This is a genomic window from Rathayibacter sp. Leaf296 (assembly GCF_001423045.1).
Taxonomy (GTDB): domain Bacteria; phylum Actinomycetota; class Actinomycetes; order Actinomycetales; family Microbacteriaceae; genus Rathayibacter; species Rathayibacter caricis.
In genome coordinates this window covers 672,383-691,312 of the sequence record NZ_LMNR01000002.1, presented here as the reverse complement: position 1 = coordinate 691,312, position 18,930 = coordinate 672,383, and the positions used below count along the sequence as shown (strand labels likewise).

The window sequence follows — 18,930 nt, the reverse complement described above, 5'->3', positions numbered from 1 at the left end:
GCTTCCCGCTCTACGAACCGCGACCACCTAGCTCGCCGACCGCGGCCGATCGACGACGGAGGAGGAGAGAGGCGCAGCAGCACTCCACGAGCCGACTGCGGCCGATCGACGACGAAGGAGGAGAGAGGTTCCCCGTACGGCCGAGCGTCACCGGTGATCCGCGTGTCAGCGGATCGCCGTAGGCGGACGCGACCCGCTCTGCGGAACGCGATCATCTTCAGGAGCCGACTGCGGCCGATCGACGACGACGAAGGAGGAGGAGAGAGGCTTAACGGAACAGCTTCTGCAGCCGCCGCACGCCCTCGAGCAGGGCGTCGTCGCCGAGGGCGTAGGAGAGGCGCAGGTATCCGCTCGGGCCGAAGGCCTCTCCGGGGACGGTGGCGACCTCGGCCTTCTCGAGGATCAGGTCGGCCAGCTCGAGGGAGGTGGTGGGCGTGACGCCGTCCCACTCGCGGTTCAGCAGGCCCCGGACGTCGGGGTAGACGTAGAACGCGCCGCCCGGGGTGGGGCAGTCGACGCCGTCAATCGCGTTCAGCTCGGCCACGATGGTGCGGCGGCGGCGGTCGAACGCGAGGCGCATCTCCTCGGCCGGCTCCTGCGGGCCCGTCAGCGCGGCGATGGCGGCGCGCTGCGAGATGTTCGAGACGTTGCTCGAGAGGTGCGACTGCAGGTTCGAGGCGCCCGAGATCGCGTCGGCGGGGCCGACCATCCATCCGACGCGCCAGCCGGTCATCGCGTAGGTCTTCGCGACTCCGTTGACGAGGATCGTGCGGTCGCGCAGCTCCGGAACGGCCTCGACGATGGAGGTCGCGCGCTCGAGGGGGCCGGCGTCGTCCTGGCCGTCGACGGCGTAGACGAGGTTCTGGTAGATCTCGTCGGCGATGACCCAGAGACCGTGCTCCTGCGCCCACTCGCCGATGGCGCGGGTCTGCTCGGCCGAGTAGACCGCTCCGGTGGGATTCGACGGCGAGACGAACAGGAGGACCTTGGTGCGCTCGGTGCGCGCCTCCTCGAGCTGCTCGACCGTGACGAGGTAGCCCTGGTCGGCTCCGGCGAAGACGTCGACCTGCACGCCGCCGGCGAGCTTGATCGCCTCGGGGTAGGTGGTCCAGTAGGGGGTCGGCACGAGGACCTCGTCGCCGTCGTCGAGGAGGGTCTGGAACGCCTGGTAGACGGCCTGCTTGCCGCCGTTGGTCACGACGACCTGCGACGCCTCGACGGCCCATCCGGAGTCGCGCGCCGTCTTCTCGGCGATCGCGGCGCGGAGATCCGGCAGGCCCGCCGCCGGGGTGTAGCGGTAGTTCTTGGGGTCGAGCACGGCGGCCGACGCGGCCTCGACGATGTGCTCGGGAGTGCGGAAGTCCGGCTCTCCCGCCGCGTACGAGATGACGGGGCGCCCCTGCGCCTGGAGGGCCTTGGCCTTCGCGTCGACCTTGAGGGTCGCGGACTCGGCGATGGCGGAGATTCGGGCGGAGACGCGCGTGGGAGCAGACACGAGCGCCAGCGTATCCTCTGCGCGCGCGAGGCCGCATCCGAGCGCCGGGGCCCGGCTGGACACTCCTGGCGGGTCCACGTACACTCTTCCGAGGTAGTCGAACTCTGCCACTCTTCACCGCGCCCGACAGGGCTGCGACGGGTGCTGCGGGGTTCGGTTCCTCCTCGGATGCCCGCAACGGCATCCATAGGGCGGTGGCTCAATTGGTAGAGCAGCGGTCTCCAAAACCGCAGGTTGCAGGTTCGAGCCCTGTCCGCCCTGCACATCGATGCCCGTCGCACGCGGTCCCCGCGATGCAGCGGACATCGGTCCAGGGTCGCCCGATGGGCGGCCGGCCACACCGGAGGTTCCGGTGCGGGAAAGGTGCGTGCAGGTGGCCGGGAAAGCAGTCGACGAGCCGAGCGAGGACGTCGTCGCGATCGCGAATCAGCAGCGTGCGGCGCGGCGCAATCCGTTCGCGCGGATCGCCCTCTTCATCCGGCAGGTCATCGCCGAGCTGAAGAAGGTCGTGACGCCGACCAGGAAAGAACTCGGCAACTACGTCGTGGTGGTCCTGATCTTCGTCGTCATCATGATGGCGCTGGTGTCGTTCCTCGACTGGGTGTTCGCGCTGGCCGTCACGTACGTCTTCGGCACACCGGGCGCCTGACCCGGCGGCGTCCCGATCCGCTCAGCGGAGGACGCCGGCCACAGCGGGACGCGCCCTCGGGGCGCCGACCGCATCGATCGAGAGAGAGTTGTGACGAGTGTCTGACAGAAACCGCGACGACGTCGACTGGTCGACGGCTGCCGAGCAGTCGTCGGAGGTCGAGGAGACGCAGGAGGGCGGCACCCTCACGCAGGCGGAGGACTCCGTCGAGCCCGCCGAGGAGGGCGCCCTGAGCGTCATCGACGAGAACGAGTCCGAGGAGGACCTCGCGTCCGACCTCGAGGCCGCGCTCGACGCCATCGGGTCGGTCGACGACCCCGATGCCGACCGCGCCGTCGACGAGGCCGCGCACATCGACACCGTCGAGGAGGCCGAAGCGGCCCTCGAGGCCGTCGAGGACGAGGCCGAGGTCGCCGCCGAGGACGCGGAGGCCGCCGGCGAGGACCTCGCCGACATCGACCCCTACGAGGCGTTCCGCACGGAGCTCCGCGGCAAGCCCGGCAAGTGGTACGTCATCCACTCCTACGCCGGCTTCGAGAAGCGCGTGAAGTCGAACATCGAGAACCGCAAGGTCTCGCTCGAGGCCGAGGACTACATCTTCGAGGTCCAGGTCCCGATGGAGGACGTGGTCGAGATCAAGAACGGCCAGCGCAAGATGGTCACCCGCGTGCGCATCCCCGGCTACGTGCTGGTGCGCATGGACCTCAACGAGGACTCGTGGTCGGTCGTCCGCCACACCCCGGGCGTGACCGGCTTCGTGGGCAACGCCCACAACCCGACTCCGCTGCGCTTCGAGGAGGCCTTCACGATGCTGAAGAGCCTCGTCGAGATCAAGGACGTCGCCCCCTCGAAGGCGCCCGGCGCGAAGGGCCAGAAGCAGGCCCAGCGCGTGCTGCCCGCCGAGGTCGACTTCGAGATCGGCGAGACCATCACCATCAAGGAGGGCTCGTTCGCCGGGCTCCCCGGCTCCATCAGCGAGATCAAGCCCGAGAGCGGCAAGCTCACGGTGCTCGTGTCGCTGTTCGAGCGCGAGACCCCCGTCGAGCTGTCGTTCGACCAGGTCACCAAGCTCTGACGTCCCGACGTCGCGTCGACGCCCTCTCCGCTGCTGCGGAGGGGGCGTTCGCCGTTCCGGGGGTGCTCGGCTGCGCGGTGAGTGCTCCGGCGGGCGGATCCGCCCTGTCGGGAGTGGCGATACCCGTGTAAGCTCGTACGGGTTTTCGTGTCGGCGCCCGTCCGCGTGCGCGCCGACCGACCCTCCTCCACCGCGATCCGACTCCGTCGGGTGCGCGGGAGAGCGGCCGGGAACCCCCGACCACTCGAACCCTGAGAAAAGGAATCAGAATGGCCCCCAAGAAGAAGGTCACCGGCCTGATCAAGCTCCAGATCAAGGCCGGCGCGGCGAACCCCGCGCCCCCGATCGGTCCGGCGCTCGGTCAGCACGGCGTCAACATCATGGAGTTCTGCAAGGCGTACAACGCGCAGACCGAGTCGCAGCGCGGCAACGTCATCCCCGTCGAGATCACCGTCTACGAGGACCGCTCGTTCACCTTCATCCTGAAGACCCCGCCCGCCGCGGAGCTCATCAAGAAGGCTGCCGGCGTCGCCAAGGGCTCCTCGACCCCGCACACCGTGAAGGTCGCGAAGCTCACCCAGGCGCAGGTCCGCGAGATCGCCGAGGCGAAGCAGGTCGACCTGAACGCCAACGACATCGACGCCGCCGCGAAGATCATCGCCGGCACGGCGCGCAGCATGGGAATCACTGTCGAGGGCTAGTCCTCGCCCTTCCAGAACTCAACACCCGTGGGAGAGCCCGCCAGGCTCTAGAACCACATTCTCGTTTCAAGGAGAAACAACATGGCACAGAAGTCGAAGGCCTACCGGGCCGCCGCGGCCAAGCTCGAAGAGGGCAAGTACTACACCGCCGAGGAGGCTGTCGCGCTCGCTCGCGAGACCGGCTCCGCGAAGTTCAACAGCACCGTCGAGGTCGCGCTGAAGCTGGGCGTCGACCCGCGCAAGGCGGACCAGATGGTCCGCGGCACGGTCATCCTGCCGCACGGCACGGGCAAGACCGCCCGCGTCATCGTGTTCGCGACCGGTCCGGCCGCTGAGGCCGCGATCGCCGCGGGCGCCGACGAGGTCGGCGGCGCCGAGCTCATCGAGAAGGTCGCCGGCGGTTACGTCGCGTTCGACTCCGCCGTCTCGACGCCGGAGCTGATGGGCCAGGTCGGCCGTCTCGGAAAGGTGCTCGGCCCCCGCGGCCTCATGCCCAACCCGAAGACCGGCACCGTGACCCCGGACGTGGCCAAGGCCGTGAACGAGATCAAGGGCGGAAAGATCGAGTTCCGCGTCGACAAGCACGCCAACGTGCACCTCGTCGTCGGCAAGGCCGCGTTCACCGAGGAGCAGCTCCAGGAGAACTTCAAGACGGCTCTCGACGAGATCAACCGCCTCAAGCCCTCCTCCTCGAAGGGCCGCTACATCCAGAAGGCCGCCGTCTCGACGACCTTCGGCCCCGGCATCCCGCTGGACGTCAACGTCCTCGCGTAAGTCGGAGGCGCTGCACTGCAGCACCGACAGGAGGGGGTCCGCTTCGGCGGGCCCCCTCCTTCGTCGTCCGGGGTCCGGCACAACCGCGTGAAGGTGAACGTCGGGTGAACGAGCGGCGCGGCGGCTCCCGGACGCTTGGCGTGCCGCGGGGCGCGACGCACACTGTTCGTCGTGCCCGAACTGCTCGTCCTGATCCTGGTGATCACCACCGCACTCGCCTTCGACTTCACGAACGGGTTCCACGACACCGGCAACGCGATGGCGTCGTCGATCGCGACGGGGGCACTGAAGCCCAAGCGCGCGGTCGCCCTCTCGGCGGTCCTCAACCTGGTGGGCGCGTTCCTCTCGATCGAGGTCGCGAAGACCGTCGGCGGCGATGTGGTCGACCTCAGCGCCGCGCAGGGCGAGCAGCTGATGCTCATCGTCTTCGCGGGACTCGTGGGCGGCATCATCTGGAACCTCGCGACGTGGCTCTTCGGCCTGCCCTCCAGCTCCTCGCACGCCCTCTTCGGCGGCCTCATCGGCGCCGCGCTCGTCTGGGGTCTGGTCGCGGGGCTGAACGGCGTGAAGTGGGACGGAGTGCTGGCGAAGGTCGTCGTGCCGGCGCTCCTCGCTCCGGTGATCGCCTCGCTCGTCGCGGCGACGGGCACCCGCCTCATCACCCGCATCACGCGCTCGCTGCCGCGTGAGTCGTCCGAGCGCCGGTTCCGCTACGGCCAGATCGGCTCCGCCTCGCTCATCTCACTGGCGCACGGGACCAACGACGCGCAGAAGACGATGGGCGTCATCTTCCTCGCGCTCATCGCCTACGGAGCGGCGACTCCCGAGAGCGACGTGCCGTTCTGGGTCAAGGCGTCGTGCGCCGTCGCGATCGCGCTCGGCACCTACCTCGGCGGCTGGCGCATCATCCGGACGCTCGGCAAGGGCCTCGTCGACATCACGGCTCCGCAGGGCCTCGCGGCCGACACGTCCTCGGCCGCCATCATCCTGACGTCGAGCCACCTCGGCCTGCCGCTATCGACCACGCACGTGGCGACCGGCTCGATCCTGGGCTCGGGCCTCGGGCTCCCCGGCGGCTCGGTCCGCTGGCGGGTGGCGGGCCGGATGGTCCTCGCCTGGTTCATCACGCTCCCGGCCGCCGCTGTCGTGGGGGCGCTCTGCTGGCTGCTCGCGAACGCGGTGGGCGGACTCGGCGGCGTGCTGGTCGTCTTCGTGCTTCTCGTGGCCGCCGCGACCGCGATGTGGCTGCACTCGCGCCGCTCTCCGATCACCGCCGACAACGTCACCGAGGACTGGGAGGCCGCCGTGCCGGTTCCCGAACCCGTCCGCCCCGTCACCGTGGAGGGCTCGCGATGAGCATCGACCTCGCCGCCATCGGCGGATCCGTCCTGCAGGTCCTCGTCGTCGGGCTGCTGTTCGGCGCCGGGCTGCCCGCCCTGTTCGCCCTGGGGGTGCGCGCGTCGGCCGTCGCCGACGGCTCCGTCGAGGGACGGCCCGCTCAGGGGCGGGCCGTCGCGGTGCTGTGCTTCGGCCTCGCCGCGGTGGCGGTCGCGGCCGGCATCGTCGTGATCGTCTTCGGCAAGCAGATGTTCGGGGGCTGAATGGACCCGCAGTCGAGGGGCCGGACGGACGGTGCCGTGATCCGTCGGGCGGTCGGGTCCCATGCCCGCGAGCTCGCCCGCGTCGCCGCGCTCACGTTCCCGCTCGCCTGCCCGCCGCACACGAGCGAGGAGGCGAAGGCCGCGTTCATCCGCACGGTGCTGTCGGAGGAGCGCTTCGTGGGCTACCTCGCGGATCCGGATCGGTCGCTGTTCGTCGCGGAGGACGACTCCGGGGCTGCGATCGGCTACACGATGCTCGTGCGGGGCGAACCGGGCGACGCCGATGCGGCCGCCGCGGCCCGCCTGCGGCCGACCGTCGAGCTGAGCAAGTGCTACGTCCTGCCCGGCAGCCAGGGGAGCGGGGTCGCCTCCGCGCTGATGGAGGAGTCGCTCGAGGACGCCCGGGGGAGCGGGGCCGCCGGGGTGTGGCTCGGAGTGAACCGGCTCAACGAGCGCGCGCAGCGGTTCTACGCGCGGCACGGCTTCGCGGTGGTGGGGGAGAAGCGCTTCCTCGTCGGCGACCGCTACGAGGACGACTTCGTGCTGGAGCGGCCGCTGCCCTGATCCGGGAGGGTCAGCCCTCGCAGACGGTGAGGACGATCTTGCCGCGGGTGTGACCGGTCTCGAGCTGCTCGTGGGCCTCCGACGCCTTCTCGAGCGGGAAGACGCCGTCGATGAAGACGCGCACGTCGCCCGACTCGAGCAGGCGCGAGACCACGGCCAGCGTCGCTCCGTCGGGCGCGACCTTGAACGTCGACGCGCGCACTCCCGCGGCGGCCGCCTCCTCGAAGAACCCGGGCCAGCTGCCGGTCGGCGCGTTCACGATGAGTCCGCCGGGTCGCAGCACGCGCAGCGAGCGGGAGCCGGTCTCGTCGTGCACGTTGCCGACGAGGTCGATCACGACGTCGACGTCGGCGAGCACCTCGTCGAAGCGCTCGGCGGTGTGGTCGACGACCTGGGAGGCGCCGAGCTCGCGCAGCCACTGCAGGTTGCGCGTGGATCCGGTCGCGATGACGGAGGCGCCGAAGTAGGCGGCGAACTGCACCGCGAAGTGGCCGACTCCGCCCGATCCGGCGTGGATGAGGATCCGCTGGCCCTCGTGCGCCTTGGCGAGCTCGACGACCATGCCCCACGCGGTGAGCGCGGCGAGCGGCACGCCGGCCGCCTCGACGTGCGAGAGCGTCGAGGGCTTCCGCGAGACGGAGACGCTGGGCACGCTGACGTACTGGGCGTAGGAGCCGGAGTAGCGGGGCACCATCACGAAGCCGTAGACCTCGTCGCCGGGGCGCAGCGGGTGCGCCGGGTACGGGCTCGAGACGACGACGCCGGAGAAGTCGTGGCCGAGGACCGCGGGGTAGGAGGGGATCTGCGACGCGACTCCGCGGCCCGCGCGCGTCTTCACGTCGAGCGGATTCACTCCGGCCGCGACCACCTTGACGGTGAACTCGGCGTTGATGGCCGTGGGGGTCGGCACGGTCGCGAGGTGCAGCACCGAGGCGTCGCCCGGTGCGTCGATGACCGCCGCCGTCATGGTGTCGGGCAGGACCACCTCCTCCGGGATCTCGCCGATCGTGAGGCCGTGTCCGAGCGCACTGCTGTGCATCATCGCCCTTCCTGTGTCCCGGCCCCGGTGGTGGATCCAGGGGTGGGCGACGCGCTGGCGCGCGTCCCCCGACCCCGTCTCCGAGCGCCGCGATCAGTCAACCGAGGTAATGAGTCCGGGCTGTTACGGCGGTGTCACCCGCCCGAGAAGATTGGCTCTCGGTCCCCCGTACGGGAGGTGAGGCGGGCTCGGAGGCGCGGTCTGGCACGATGGGGGGATGCAGCGCGGACGAGTCGAGGGCCCCCTGCTGATCGCCGGTTCCGTGCTCGTCCTGGCCGGCCTGGCGCTGCTGCTGGGTGCGCGCCTGAGCCTCACCCGCTGGGTCTACGTCAGCGAGATGGGCGCTCCCGACATGCCGACCGCGGGGGTCGTGCAGGCGGCACTGCTCCTGGTCGCCGCGGGAGGCACGGCCGTCGCGATCGGCGCCCGCGCGGTGCACACGCGGCTGCTGCCGGCTCTCCCGCCCGCGCTGGCCCTCCTGCTGGCGTCGGCGTGCTTCGCCCTCGCCTCGCAGGTGACCTGCACGGCCGGCTGCCCGCTGCCGGTCGGGCCGAGCTTCAGCTGGCAGGACCTGATCCACACGAGCGCCGCCGTGCTCGGCTTCGCGTCGGCGTGCGTCGCGATGCTGCAGCTCGCCACGGCGCGGGAGCGGCCGGCGGTCGCCCGCCTCTCGCTGGTCGCCGGGATCGCGGTCGCGGTGGTCGCGGGCGCGGGCGCGATCCTCTCGCTCCTCCGGGTCTGGATGCGCCTGGGCGGCACGCTCGAGTTCGTCGCCACCGGGATCGCCCTGCTGTGGCTGGCGATCGTGGGCGCGGTCCTCGCGCGCGAGGAGCTCAGCTCTGCGCGAGCCAGTCGCGGACGTGTCCCCGCAGCAGCTCCGTCTGCCGCTGCTGGCCGTCGTCCCGCGGCGGGACCCGCTCGAGCCGTGCCTCCGGAAGACCTCTCGCCCACTGCTCCGCGACGGCGACCGGGTGCACCGGATCGCGCTCGGCGGCGATCACGAGCGTCCGCGCGATGACCTGCGCCAGCTCGGTCGAGTCGCGGTAGGCCGCGTTCCGCGGGATCTCGGCGAGGCGGACGGCGCGCTCCTCCGCGTTCGGCGCGCGGAACTGCAGCGCGAGCGCCTCGGCGCCGGCGGGCGACTCCTCCTGGGCGCGATGGAAGAGCCCGGACGCGCGGAACACCCGCTCGCCGCGCTTGGCGCCGTGGTCGTGCAGCAGCTGGGCGAGGACGGGGAACACCGCGAGGTTCTCGGGCAGGGGCTCCGAGGTGAACGCGGGACGGACGAAGACGGCGCGGTCGATCGGCAGGAACCGCCGGGCGGCGAGGCGCAGGGCGATCGCCGCGCCCATCGAGATGCCGAGCACCGTGAGCGGCTTGTGCGCGGCTCCGGCCCGGACGACCTGCTCGGTGACCTCGTCGGCGAGGGAGTCGAGCGAGAAGTCGGCGCTCGCGCCCAGGAGCTCGGAGGCGCCGTGCGCGCGGACGTCGAGCGCGATCACCTCGCTGCCGGCGGGCAGGGCCGGACGGAGCAGCCCCAGCGGCTGGGAGCGGTCGCCGCCCAGGCCGTGGAGGAGGAGGACGGTCACCGCGCGCCCGCGCGGGTTCTCTCGTGCAGCTCGGCCATCAGCATGCCCGCGAGACGGACGAGGACGTGGATCTCGTCCTCGTCGCGGTCGACCCAGCGGAACTCGGGCTCGGCGTCGATCGGGACGAAGTCGCGGTGCTGCTCCCAGACGACCAGCGTGCGCTCGGCCCCGAGCACGTACTGCTGCCAGAAGACCTGCCGGAGGTAGTGGCGCGGGATGCTGCGCCAGGGCTTGGTCGTGGTCTTGATCTCGCAGAGCTCGAGCCGGCCGTCCTCGCGCAGACCGATCCCGTCGGGGGTGGCGAGGTGGCGCCGCTCCTGGCTCGCGTGGAAGAGGGTGCTGCTGGGCTCGATCTCGTGCTCGCGGAGCACCCACGCGGCGATCTCGGGCTCGCGGGCCCGGCCGTGATCGGTGAACGCGTTGCCGCCGAAGCCGCTGCCGTAGAGCTTGTCGAGCGCGACGCGGTCGATCGCGGCGGCCGAGGAGAGGCGGGCCACATCCGTCGCCGTGATGCCCCGGGAGCGGGCGCGCAGCCAGGCGACGCGATCACCGGAGTGGGCGACGACCCGCTTGAGGTGCGGCGGCTCGGCCTCCCGGAAGACGGGCTGCGTCTCCCAGGGGAACGTGAGCTGCAGATCGGGCACCGATACATTCTGCGCCCGTTCCGGGGCGCTGCCGAATCGGCACGCGGGGCTCCGGCGTTCGCCGAGCGCGAGACTGGGGACGACTCCGCGAGATGCCACTCCGGTACGTCTCCGGCGGCGTGTCGCGTACCGAAGTGGCATCTCGCAGGATCCGGAGGAGGGTCAGGAGGCGGCGAGGAAGGAGTCGACGACCGCGGGGGAGAGGAGGTGGCGGCGCACCATCAGGGCGGCTCCGCGGACGCCGCCGCCGCGGTCGCCGGAGGCCTGCACGATGTCGAGCGAGCGCGTGGCCAGGGGGAGGGAGCGGCGGTAGACGACCTCCCGGACGCCCGCGAGGACCTCGTGGCTCGCCTCCGCGATGCTGCCGCCGATGACGATGACGGAGGGGTTGAGCAGGTTCACGCACGTGGCGAGCACCTCGCCGATGTCGCGGCCGGCGGCCCGGGTCAGCTCGACGGCCGTCGGGTCGCCCGCATTCAGCAGTCGCACGACGTCGGAGGTGCTGCTCACGTCGCCGCCCAGCCGGCGGGCGATCGCGGAGCCGCTCGCGATGGCCTCGAGGTCGGCGTCGCCGTGATCGCCCGGCACCTGCACGTGCCCGAGGTCGCCGGCCGCGCCGAGGGCGCCGCGCTGCAGCGCGCCTCCGCTGACGATGCCGGCGCCGATGCCGGTGGAGACCTTCACGTAGAGGAGGTCGTCGACGCCGGCGTAGTGGTCGGCGTGCTCGCCGAGGGCGAGGAGGTTCACGTCGTTGTCGACGAGCACGGGCACGGGCAGGGTGCGCGCGACGAAGGCGGGGATGTCGAAGCGGTCCCAGCCGGGCATGATCGGCGGCTTCACGGGGCGGCCGGTGGCGTGCTCGACCGGCCCGGGGACTCCGACGCCGACGCCGGCGAGCGGGCCCGCGGCGGGGGCCCCGGTGAGCAGGGCTGCCGCGGTGTCGAGTGCGTGGCTCAGGACGGCGAGCGGTCCGTCGGCGATCGCGATCGCCTCGCGCCTCTCGGCCAGGACGACGCCGTCGAGGTCGGTGAGGGCGATGGTCGCGTGCGCGGCCCCGAGGTCGATCGCCAGCAGGCTGCGGGCGCTCGGATCGAACGCGATGCGGGCGGCGGGGCGGCCGCCGGAGGAGGGGGCGTCGTCGCGCCGGACGACGAGGCCGGTGGCGGCCAGCAGGTCGAGCTGAGCCGAGACCGCCGCGCGGGGGAGCCCGGTCTCGGCGACCACGTCGGCGCGGGTGCGGGCGTCGCCGTCGGAGAGGAGGAGGAGCAGCTCGCCCGGGGCGCTCGTGGCGGAGCGGCGGCGGGTCGGCATGGCGGAAGTCAACCACAGCGCCGTACCTTCTGCTGGCGACGTCGTCGACTTCTCCCGCCGAGTCGCGAAGTTCTGCTTGTTGCTGGTCAAAAGTCCGCGTAGGGTTCGGAGCACCCACGTTCGACGTCGATCAGGAGCACCCCCGGTGGCCACATCCACAGACCTCTCCGTCCAGCTCTACTCGGTCCGCGAGCCTCTCGCCGCCGACCTGCCCGCCACCCTCGACCGCCTGGCCGGCATCGGCTTCACGAAGGTCGAGCTCTTCTCGTTCGTCGACCTCGCGGAGGGCTACCGCTCGGCGCTGCCCGCCAGCGGCCTGACGGCACCCAGCGCCCACGCGCGCCTCCTCGGGCCGCAGGAGGGCACCTCCGTCGACGAGATCCTCGACATCGCCGCGTCGCTCGGCGTGCAGACCGTGATCGATCCGCACGTGGACCCGACCCGCTGGACCACCGCCGACGACGTGAAGACGATCGCCGACGAGCTCAACGCGCTCGTCGACTCCGCCGCCTCGCGCGGACTCGCCCTCGGCTACCACAACCACGCCTTCGAGTTCGAGAACCGCGTCGACGGCCTCAGCGCCTTCGAGCACCTCGCGAGCCTGCTCGACGACCGGATCGTGCTCGAGCTGGACACCTACTGGGCCGCGGTGGGCGGCGACGACCCCGCCGCGGTGCTCGGCCGCCTCGGCGAGAAGGTCCGCTTCCTGCACATCAAGGACGGCCCGGTCTCGAGCGACACGCAGGAGCAGCTCCCCGCCGGGAAGGGCGCGATGGACATCCCGTCGATCCTCGCCGCCGCCCCGCAGGCGCTCCCCGTGCTCGAGTTCGACGCCTACGCGGGCGACATCTTCGAGGGCCTGACCACCGGCTTCTCCTACGTCTCGGAGCTCTCCGCATGAGCGGCGCGGGACGCGTCGGCGTCGGCGTCATCGGCGCCGGGAACATCAGCACCCAGTACCTCACCAACCTCACGGTCTTCCCCGACCTCGAGGTGCTCTTCGTGGCCGACATCGACCTCGAGCGCGCGAAGGCCCAGGCCGAGGCGTTCGGCGTCCCCGGATCGGGCACCGTCGAGGAGCTCCTCGCGCACCCCGGCATCGAGATCGTCGTCAACCTGACGATCCCGGCCGCGCACGTCGAGGTCGCCCGCCGGGCCCTCGAGGCAGGCAAGCACGTCTGGACCGAGAAGCCCTTCTCGCTCGACCGCGACAGCGGCGTCGAGCTGCTGGCGCTGGCGAAGGAGAAGGGGCTGCGCGTCGCGACGGCACCGGACACCTTCCTCGGCGCGGGCCTGCAGACCGCGCAGCGGGTCATCGAGAGCGGAGCGATCGGCACGCCGCTCTCGGCCATCACGCTGTTCCAGGGCCCCGGCCCCGAGGGCTGGCACCCGAACCCCGAGTTCTTCTTCGCGCCCGGCGGCGGCCCGCTGCTGGACATGGGGCCGTACTACATCACGACGCTCGTGCAGAACCTCGGCCCCGTCGAGAGCGTCACCGCGGTCTCCTCGCAGGCCCGCGCGACCCGCGTCGTCGGCTCCGGCCCGCGCGAGGGGACCGAGTTCCCGGTGACGATCCCCACGCACATCGGCGGACTGCTCCGCTTCGAGTCCGGCGCCTCGGCGCAGGGCGTCTGGAGCTTCGAGTCGAGCATGCAGCGGATGGGTTTCGTCGAGATCAACGGCTCCGAGGGCACGCTCGTGCTGCCGGACCCCAACATGCACGACGGCGAGGTCACCCTGTACCGCCGCGGCGAGACGGAGCCGGAGGTCGTCACGGCCACCGGCTCGACGTTCTCGCGCGGCACCGGAGTGCTCGAGCTCGCCCGGGCGATCCGGGCCGATCGGCCCGAGGCGGCGTCCGGCGACCTCGCCTACCACGTGACCGACGTGATGCTGTCGCTCCTCGAGGCGGCCGAGACGGGCGAGAAGGTGCTCGTCGAGAGCACCGTCGCGCCCCGTCCCGCTGTCCCCGAGGACTGGGACCCGAGCGAAGCGACCCTGGCCTGATGGGCGGAGCCCTGCGCGTCGGCGTGCTCGGCGGCGGGTTCATGGCCGCCGTGCACAGCCGGGCGGCCCGCAGCGCCGGCGCGGTCCTGGCCGGCGTCGCCTCCTCCAGCCCCGAGAAGGGCGAGAGGGCGGCGGGCGAGCTCGGCTTCGAGCGCGCCTACGCCGACGCGCGGGCGCTGATCGAGGACGACGACATCGACGTGATCCACGTCTGCACCCCCAACGCCAGCCACGCCGAGCTCGCCCTCGCGGCGATCGACGCGGGCAAGCACGTGGTGTGCGAGAAGCCGCTGGCGGGGGCCGTGGCCGAGGCGGAGTCGCTCGCGAGCGCCGCATCCGCCGCGGGGATCGTCGCCACCGTGCCGTTCGCCTACCGGTTCCACGCGATGGTGCGCGAGGCGCGCGCCCGGGTCGCCGCGGGGGAGACCGGCCGGCTGGTGACGGTGCGCGGCAGCTACCTGCAGGACTGGCTGCTGGGCGCGTCCGAGGACAATTGGCGCGTGGATCCGGCCGCCGGCGGGCGCTCGCGCGCCTTCGGCGACATCGGCTCGCACCTGGTCGACCTGCTCGAGTTCGTGACGGGCGAGCGGATCGAGTCGCTCGCGGCGATCACGAGCACGATCCACGCCGAGCGGGGCGGCCGTGCGGTCGAGACCGAGGACGTGGCCGGGGCGATCGTCCGCCTGGCCGGGGGCGCCGTCGGCACCCTCCTGGTCTCGCAGGTCACCGCCGGGCACCGCAACGAGCTCGTGCTGGAGGTGTCGGGTCTCGAGGAGTCGCTGCGCTTCGAGCAGGAGCTGCCCGAGACGCTCTGGGTCGGGCGACGCGACAGCGCGGTGCTCGTGCCGCGCGACGGCGCGATCCTCGCTCCCGACGCGGCCCGCCTCTCGATCGTGCCCAGCGGGCATCCGATGGGCTATCAGGACGCGTTCACGGCGTTCGCCCGCGACACGTACGCCGCGATCGCCGGAGCCGAGGTCGAGGGTCTGCCGACCTTCGACGACGGACTCCGCGCCGCCCGCATCACCCAGGCCGTGCTCGACGCGGCCGACTCCGGCGCCTGGGTCACCGTGCCCGGCGCGCTCTGACACCCCTGTCGTCTGACACCCCTGTCGTCTGACACCCCTGTCGAAGGAGACAGCGCCATGAGCGAGAAGTCCTACGCCGCCACCCGTCCCGTGACGCTGTTCACCGGCCAGTGGGCGGACCTTGCGTTCGAGGAGGTGGCGCGCCTGGCCTCCGAGTGGGGCTACGACGGTCTCGAGATCGCGGCGTCGGGAGACCACCTCGACCTCCGGCGCGCGGACGAGGACGACTCGTACGTCGCGTCGCGGCTCGAGATCCTCGACCGGTACGGGCTCGAGGTCTTCGCGATCTCGAACCACCTCACCGGGCAGGCGGTCTGCGACGACCCGATCGACTTCCGCCACCGGGCTCTCGTGCGGGACTACACGTGGGGCGACGGTGACGCCGAGGGCGTGCGGCAGCGGGCGGCGGAGGACATGAAGCGCTCGGCCCGCGTGGCGCGGAAGCTCGGTGTGGACGTGGTCGTGGGCTTCACGGGGTCGAAGATCTGGCCGTACGTGGCGCAGTTCCCGCCGGTGCCGGCCTCGGTGATCGAGGAGGGGTACGAGGACTTCGCGAACCGGTGGAACCCGATCCTGGACGAGTTCGACGCGCAGGGCGTGGTGTTCGCGCACGAGGTGCATCCGTCCGAGATCGCGTACGACTACTGGTCGAGCGTGCGGACGCTCGAGGCGATCGACCACCGGGCGGCGTTCGGCTTCAACTGGGACCCGTCGCACATGATGTGGCAGAACATCGACCCGGTCGGCTTCCTCTGGGACTTCAAGGATCGGATCCACCACGTGGACTGCAAGGACACGAGGATGCGCCCGCGGAACGGCCGGGCCGGTGTGCTCGGCTCGCACCTGCCGTGGGGGGACCCGCGGCGCGGCTGGGACTTCGTCTCGACCGGCCGCGGGGACGTGCCGTGGGAGGACGCGTTCCGTGCGCTCGAGGCGATCGGCTACTCCGGTCCGATCTCGATCGAGTGGGAGGACGCGGGGATGGACCGACTGCACGGGGCGGCGGAGGCCGTGGGGTTCATCCGCTCGCTGCTCTGGAAGACCCCGACGGCGTCGTTCGACGCGGCGTTCTCGAACCAGTAGGAGCGGCCGCGCGAGATGCCACTCCGGTACGCCTGTGACGGCGTGGCGCGCACCGGAGTGGCATCTCGCGGGAGCGACCGGGGGTGGAGGGGCTACTCGGCGGCCTTGGCGGCGCGCTCGGACTTCAGGCGGGCCTGCTCGCGGCGCACCTCGGCGTAGCGGTTCTGCTCGACGCGGAGCCACTCGGGGACCTCGTCGAGGAGGGCCTGGATCTCGTCGGTCGTGAGCGCCTCGGTGAGGCCGCCGCGGGCGAGCCCCGAGATCGAGACGTTCAGCCGCGAGGCGATGACGGGGCGGGGGTGCGGACCGTTCTCGCGCAGCTCCACGAGCCACGCGGGCGGGTTCGCGACGAGCTCGTCGTACTGCTCGCGCGTGATCGCCGACTCCTGGAACTCCTCCGGGGTCGCGGGCAGGAAGATCTGGAGCTTCTTCGCCGCGGTCGCAGCCTTCATCGTCTGTGTCGCCTTGGCCATGCGGCAACCCTACCGTCGCGCGCACAGCGCCTACCCTGGACGGATGAGCGACGAGCCGGACACCCCGCAGCAGGACGCCGACGTCGTCGGGACGGAGCACCTGGACGAGGCTGCGGTCGACGGGGACGAGGCGGACGCGGCGGAGGAGCCGGCCGGCCCGGTCTTCTCGGTCGCCCTCGCGCCCGGCGTCACCCCGACGAAGTGGACGCGCATCTGGGGCGACCGCCGCGCGGACCTGCCGCTGCGCGTGCTGGCGCTCGCCGAGGACGAGACGGCGCGCGCGCTGCTCGACGGCCGCGCGCACGTGGCGTTCGTCCGCGGCGACGTCGACTCCTCCCTCCTCAGCGCCATCCACCTCTACGACGAACAGCCCGTCGTGGTGCTGAGCCGCGAGCACGCTTTCGCCGACGCGGAGTCGGTCGACGTCGCCGACCTGGCGGACGAGCACCTGCTGCAGGAGCCGTCGGCGGTGCCGGAGTGGGCGGCCGTCGCGGTGGAGATCGCCGACGGATCGCGGCGGGCTCTGCCGAGGATGTCCGGACTCGACGACGCCGTCGAGCAGGTCGCCGCGGGCGTGGGCGTGCTGATCGTGCCGCAGGCCGTCGCCCGCGTGCACAGCCGCAAGGACGTTCGGGCGGTGCCGGTCTCGGGAGTCGCGCCGTCCGCGGTGCGCCTGGCCTGGGTCACGGAGGAGAAGACGGACGACGTCGAGGACTTCATCGGCGTGGTCCGCGGCCGCAGCTCGAACACGACGCGCGGCACTGCCGCGACTCCCAAGGTCGAGTCGCGCGCGAAGGCGGCCAAGGCGAAGGCCCGCGAGGCGCGGGAGAAGGCCGAGAAGGCGGGCGGCGGGAAGAAGAAGCCCGCGCGTCCCGGCCCGGCGAAGGCGGTCGTGCGGCGCACGCGGAAGCCCCGTGGCCGCTGACTGGAGTCTGCGGCCGGCGACCGTCGACGATGCGGAGTGGATCGCGGAGCTGCGCGCCGTCGTGATGCGGCCCGACCTCGAGCGGCTCGACCGCTACGACGAGCACCGCGTGCGGCACCGGTTCCTCGACGGGTTCGCGCCCGAGCGCACGCGGGTGATCGTGGTCGACGGCGTCGACGTCGGCTGCATCGCCTCGCGCGTCGAGGAGGACGCGGTCTGGATCGAGCACTTCTACCTCGCGACGTCCGCGCAGGGCCGCGGCACCGGCTCCGCTGTGCTGCAGCACGTGATGACGGAAGAGGCCCGGGCGGGACTGCCGTTCCGGATCGACGTGCTGAAGCTCAGCCCCGCCCGCCGGCTCTACGAACGCCACGGCTTCCGCTGGGAGCGCGCGGAGGAGTGGGACGACATCCTGGCGACGCCGGCGGGGGCCTGACCGGTCTCGAGACATCCGTGGAGCGGGAGGGCACGAAAACCTGCTTCACCGGCTCTCGAATGAGACGGAATATCTCAAACTCTTGCGGAATCACAGTTCTGCTGCAGAATCGAGTCGCCCGGAGTAGAGACGATGTGTCTCTTGGATCTCGATCCTGCCCCCGGGTGGTCAGCGCCCCGCTCCGCCTCCCGAAGGACCCGACCATGACAGAGACGCACGTTCCGTTCACGCACGACACCGCCCCGGCGACGGCTCCGGTCGATTTCTACGACGTCCTGGGCCTCGACCGCGACGATTCGACCGAGGTTCTCGCGCGGAAGCTGCGTACTCTCGCGGTGCAGTGGGCGGCTCGGGCCTCCCGCGCCGGCGCAGTGGGCAAGGAGGGTCGCGACCTGGTGACCGTCATCAGCGCAGCGGAGGAGGCGTTCTCGAGCGAGGATGCGCGTGAGCGCTACGACCTGGGACTGATCCGCCGCCCCGCGCAGGAGACGGCAGCCGCTCCCCTCATCGATTGGCAATCGCGCGCCTGGACCTATTACTTCCTCGGGGACTTCGGCGCCGCGGCCGTCGCAGCGAGGAAGGCACGTGAGGTCGCGCCGGACGACCCCATGACCTTCGTCATCACCGCCTGGGTGCAGATCAGCGAGGACGAACTCAAGCAGGCCAAGCAGAGTGCGGACGAGGCGTTCGTGCTGGACGAGCTTGGGGAGGACACGGCGGACGTGCACCACGTCCGCGGACTCGTCTTCTACCTGAACGGAGACTTCGACCGGGCGATCCAGGGCTTCGACCGCGCACTGGCGAAGGCGGGCGACGGGGAGAAGCCGGAGATCCTGCTGCGCAAGGCCTGGGCCCACTCGCAGAAGGGCGAGGCCAACGAGATGCTCCGGACGGCCGAGAACGGGCTCTCGCTGGGAGTGGAGATGGCGGCGCCGACCCAACGGGGGCTCGAGGAGGCGATCTGCCGGGCTGTGTACGCGCAGAGTGATGACCCGGCCGCTTCCGCCGCGAGCATCACGCGCTACCGCAGCGCGGGGGAGCGGATCGGCTCTTCAGCGACCGAGTCCTCCTCGAAGGCGCGGGTGCTGGCGTTCATCGAAGAGCGGTGCCGACTCCACACTCGACTCCTCGAGACGATCGCGCGCATCACGGAGCTGGAGGCGGCGAGTCGTTCGCTGACCTCGGTACCGGCGCCGGAGGGCGCGCAGACGAACGTGCCGCTCATCCCGATCGGCATCGGTCTCGTGATGCTCGTGGCGGGTACCGGATGGGCTCCGCTGGCGTTGGTGGGCCTCGCTTTCCTCGCCTACGCGGGCTTCGCGATCGCGGCGCGTGTGCGCTGGAACGCGCAGAAGGAGGCGTTCACCACGGCCCGGCGAGACCTGGCGTCGGTGCAGAGGCGCCTTGCGGACGAGCGGGAGTCGCGAACCGAGCAACGCGACCACCTCACTCCCTTCACTCCTCTCGCGTCCTGAC

General features: G+C 71.7%; 20 protein-coding genes, 1 tRNA gene and 1 pseudogene. 16 read left to right on the top strand and 6 right to left on the bottom strand.

What is annotated here, in order from left to right; genetic code table 11:
* Positions 1-268: 268 nt before the first annotated feature.
* Complete coding sequence (locus ASF46_RS13450) at positions 269-1,495, bottom strand: pyridoxal phosphate-dependent aminotransferase (protein WP_056868045.1); 1,227 nt, start codon at positions 1,493-1,495, stop codon at positions 269-271.
* Between the two features lie 188 nt (positions 1,496-1,683).
* Between ASF46_RS13450 and ASF46_RS13445 the strand changes: the two genes are divergently transcribed.
* The 8 genes from ASF46_RS13445 (at position 1,684) to ASF46_RS13410 (ending at position 6,859) form a co-directional block, all read left to right on the top strand.
* Positions 1,684-1,756, top strand: a tRNA-Trp gene (locus ASF46_RS13445).
* Positions 1,757-1,868: 112 nt separating this feature from the next.
* Positions 1,869-2,144, top strand: coding sequence for a preprotein translocase subunit SecE (gene secE, locus ASF46_RS13440; RefSeq protein WP_055790614.1), 276 nt, complete (start codon positions 1,869-1,871; stop codon positions 2,142-2,144).
* Between the two features lie 97 nt (positions 2,145-2,241).
* Positions 2,242-3,219, top strand: coding sequence for a transcription termination/antitermination protein NusG (nusG, locus tag ASF46_RS13435; protein WP_055790617.1), 978 nt, complete (start codon positions 2,242-2,244; stop codon positions 3,217-3,219).
* A 269-nt stretch (positions 3,220-3,488) separates the two neighbouring features.
* Entirely contained in the window at positions 3,489-3,920 is a 432-nt protein-coding gene (rplK, locus tag ASF46_RS13430) for a 50S ribosomal protein L11 (protein ID WP_055790620.1), read from the top strand.
* Between the two features lie 81 nt (positions 3,921-4,001).
* Entirely contained in the window at positions 4,002-4,694 is a 693-nt protein-coding gene (rplA, locus tag ASF46_RS13425; protein WP_055790630.1) for a 50S ribosomal protein L1, read from the top strand.
* 171 nt (positions 4,695-4,865) lie between these two features.
* Positions 4,866-6,050 carry an inorganic phosphate transporter gene (locus ASF46_RS13420; RefSeq protein WP_055791549.1) on the top strand — a complete coding sequence of 395 codons (1,185 nt, stop codon included), beginning with the start codon at positions 4,866-4,868 and terminating at the stop codon, positions 6,048-6,050.
* The gene (locus tag ASF46_RS13415; protein ID WP_056868044.1) at positions 6,047-6,295 is read left to right on the top strand and encodes a hypothetical protein; all 249 of its coding nucleotides are present in this window, start codon (positions 6,047-6,049) and stop codon (positions 6,293-6,295) included. The genes ASF46_RS13420 and ASF46_RS13415 overlap by 4 nt, the downstream gene beginning before the upstream one ends.
* Positions 6,296-6,859, top strand: coding sequence for a GNAT family N-acetyltransferase (locus ASF46_RS13410; protein WP_056868043.1), 564 nt, complete (start codon positions 6,296-6,298; stop codon positions 6,857-6,859). It begins immediately after the preceding gene.
* 10 nt (positions 6,860-6,869) lie between these two features.
* Here the strand turns inward: ASF46_RS13410 and ASF46_RS13405 are convergent, their stop codons facing one another.
* Positions 6,870-7,898 carry an NADP-dependent oxidoreductase gene (locus ASF46_RS13405; RefSeq protein ID WP_416351499.1) on the bottom strand — a complete coding sequence of 343 codons (1,029 nt, stop codon included), beginning with the start codon at positions 7,896-7,898 and terminating at the stop codon, positions 6,870-6,872.
* A 217-nt stretch (positions 7,899-8,115) separates the two neighbouring features.
* Here ASF46_RS13405 and ASF46_RS18870 point away from each other — a divergent pair.
* Positions 8,116-8,700, top strand: a pseudogene (locus ASF46_RS18870) (DUF998 domain-containing protein); the annotation flags it as partial.
* A 31-nt stretch (positions 8,701-8,731) separates the two neighbouring features.
* On the opposite strand, the gene ASF46_RS19770 reads toward ASF46_RS18870, so the two are convergent.
* The 3 genes from ASF46_RS19770 to ASF46_RS13385 all read right to left on the bottom strand — a co-directional run bounded on the left by ASF46_RS19770 (position 8,732) and on the right by ASF46_RS13385 (position 11,442).
* Entirely contained in the window at positions 8,732-9,487 is a 756-nt protein-coding gene (locus ASF46_RS19770) for an alpha/beta fold hydrolase (protein WP_056868041.1), read from the bottom strand.
* Positions 9,484-10,131, bottom strand: coding sequence for a YqaJ viral recombinase family protein (locus tag ASF46_RS19445; protein WP_055790644.1), 648 nt, complete (start codon positions 10,129-10,131; stop codon positions 9,484-9,486). Before ASF46_RS19445 ends, ASF46_RS19770 begins: the two co-directional genes overlap by 4 nt.
* A 162-nt stretch (positions 10,132-10,293) precedes the next feature.
* Positions 10,294-11,442 (bottom strand): ROK family transcriptional regulator, encoded by a 1,149-nt coding sequence (locus ASF46_RS13385; protein ID WP_056868040.1) that lies wholly within the window; start codon positions 11,440-11,442, stop codon positions 10,294-10,296.
* A 145-nt stretch (positions 11,443-11,587) separates the two neighbouring features.
* On the opposite strand from ASF46_RS13385, the gene ASF46_RS13380 reads away from it, so the two are divergent.
* From ASF46_RS13380 to ASF46_RS13365, 4 genes are read left to right on the top strand one after another with little or no spacing between them, the layout of a single operon-like run.
* Positions 11,588-12,343 carry a sugar phosphate isomerase/epimerase family protein gene (locus ASF46_RS13380; RefSeq protein WP_056868039.1) on the top strand — a complete coding sequence of 252 codons (756 nt, stop codon included), beginning with the start codon at positions 11,588-11,590 and terminating at the stop codon, positions 12,341-12,343.
* A complete protein-coding gene (locus ASF46_RS13375; protein ID WP_056868038.1) occupies positions 12,340-13,449 on the top strand; it encodes a Gfo/Idh/MocA family protein in 1,110 nt (369 codons plus the stop codon). Before ASF46_RS13380 ends, ASF46_RS13375 begins: the two co-directional genes overlap by 4 nt.
* Complete coding sequence (locus ASF46_RS13370; protein WP_082485490.1) at positions 13,449-14,537, top strand: Gfo/Idh/MocA family protein; 1,089 nt, start codon at positions 13,449-13,451, stop codon at positions 14,535-14,537. Before ASF46_RS13375 ends, ASF46_RS13370 begins: the two co-directional genes overlap by 1 nt.
* Positions 14,538-14,594: 57 nt before the next feature.
* Complete coding sequence (locus tag ASF46_RS13365) at positions 14,595-15,620, top strand: sugar phosphate isomerase/epimerase family protein (RefSeq protein WP_056868036.1); 1,026 nt, start codon at positions 14,595-14,597, stop codon at positions 15,618-15,620.
* 92 nt (positions 15,621-15,712) lie between these two features.
* On the opposite strand, the gene ASF46_RS13360 is transcribed toward ASF46_RS13365, so the two are convergent.
* Positions 15,713-16,093 carry a DUF5997 family protein gene (locus ASF46_RS13360; RefSeq protein ID WP_055790667.1) on the bottom strand — a complete coding sequence of 127 codons (381 nt, stop codon included), beginning with the start codon at positions 16,091-16,093 and terminating at the stop codon, positions 15,713-15,715.
* A gap of 43 nt (positions 16,094-16,136) precedes the next feature.
* Here ASF46_RS13360 and ASF46_RS13355 point away from each other — a divergent pair, with 43 nt between their 5' ends.
* From ASF46_RS13355 to ASF46_RS13345, 3 genes are all read left to right on the top strand, one after another.
* On the top strand, positions 16,137-17,018 hold the full coding sequence (locus ASF46_RS13355; protein ID WP_056868035.1) for a LysR substrate-binding domain-containing protein: 882 nt from the start codon (positions 16,137-16,139) through the stop codon (positions 17,016-17,018).
* Positions 17,008-17,454, top strand: coding sequence for a GNAT family N-acetyltransferase (locus ASF46_RS13350; protein ID WP_056868034.1), 447 nt, complete (start codon positions 17,008-17,010; stop codon positions 17,452-17,454). The genes ASF46_RS13355 and ASF46_RS13350 overlap by 11 nt, the downstream gene beginning before the upstream one ends.
* 203 nt (positions 17,455-17,657) lie before the next feature.
* On the top strand, positions 17,658-18,929 hold the full coding sequence (locus ASF46_RS13345) for a tetratricopeptide repeat protein (protein ID WP_157602514.1): 1,272 nt from the start codon (positions 17,658-17,660) through the stop codon (positions 18,927-18,929).
* Position 18,930 lies beyond the last annotated feature (1 nt).

Bases quoted from the DNA above. Each gene is read 5' to 3' on its own strand.
- ASF46_RS13345 (WP_157602514.1), top strand. From the start codon at position 17,658: ATGACAGAGACGCACGTTCCGTTCACGCACGACACCGCCCCGGCGACG.
- ASF46_RS13365 (WP_056868036.1), top strand. From the start codon at position 14,595: ATGAGCGAGAAGTCCTACGCCGCCACCCGTCCCGTGACGCTGTTCACC.
- ASF46_RS13355 (WP_056868035.1), top strand. From the start codon at position 16,137: ATGAGCGACGAGCCGGACACCCCGCAGCAGGACGCCGACGTCGTCGGG.
- rplK (WP_055790620.1), top strand. From the start codon at position 3,489: ATGGCCCCCAAGAAGAAGGTCACCGGCCTGATCAAGCTCCAGATCAAG.
- ASF46_RS13370 (WP_082485490.1), top strand. From the start codon at position 13,449: ATGGGCGGAGCCCTGCGCGTCGGCGTGCTCGGCGGCGGGTTCATGGCC.
- ASF46_RS13360 (WP_055790667.1), bottom strand. From the start codon at position 16,093: ATGGCCAAGGCGACACAGACGATGAAGGCTGCGACCGCGGCGAAGAAG.
- rplA (WP_055790630.1), top strand. From the start codon at position 4,002: ATGGCACAGAAGTCGAAGGCCTACCGGGCCGCCGCGGCCAAGCTCGAA.
- ASF46_RS13385 (WP_056868040.1), bottom strand. From the start codon at position 11,442: ATGCCGACCCGCCGCCGCTCCGCCACGAGCGCCCCGGGCGAGCTGCTC.
- ASF46_RS13405 (WP_416351499.1), bottom strand. From the start codon at position 7,898: ATGCACAGCAGTGCGCTCGGACACGGCCTCACGATCGGCGAGATCCCG.
- ASF46_RS13415 (WP_056868044.1), top strand. From the start codon at position 6,047: ATGAGCATCGACCTCGCCGCCATCGGCGGATCCGTCCTGCAGGTCCTC.
- ASF46_RS13410 (WP_056868043.1), top strand. From the start codon at position 6,296: ATGGACCCGCAGTCGAGGGGCCGGACGGACGGTGCCGTGATCCGTCGG.
- ASF46_RS13375 (WP_056868038.1), top strand. From the start codon at position 12,340: ATGAGCGGCGCGGGACGCGTCGGCGTCGGCGTCATCGGCGCCGGGAAC.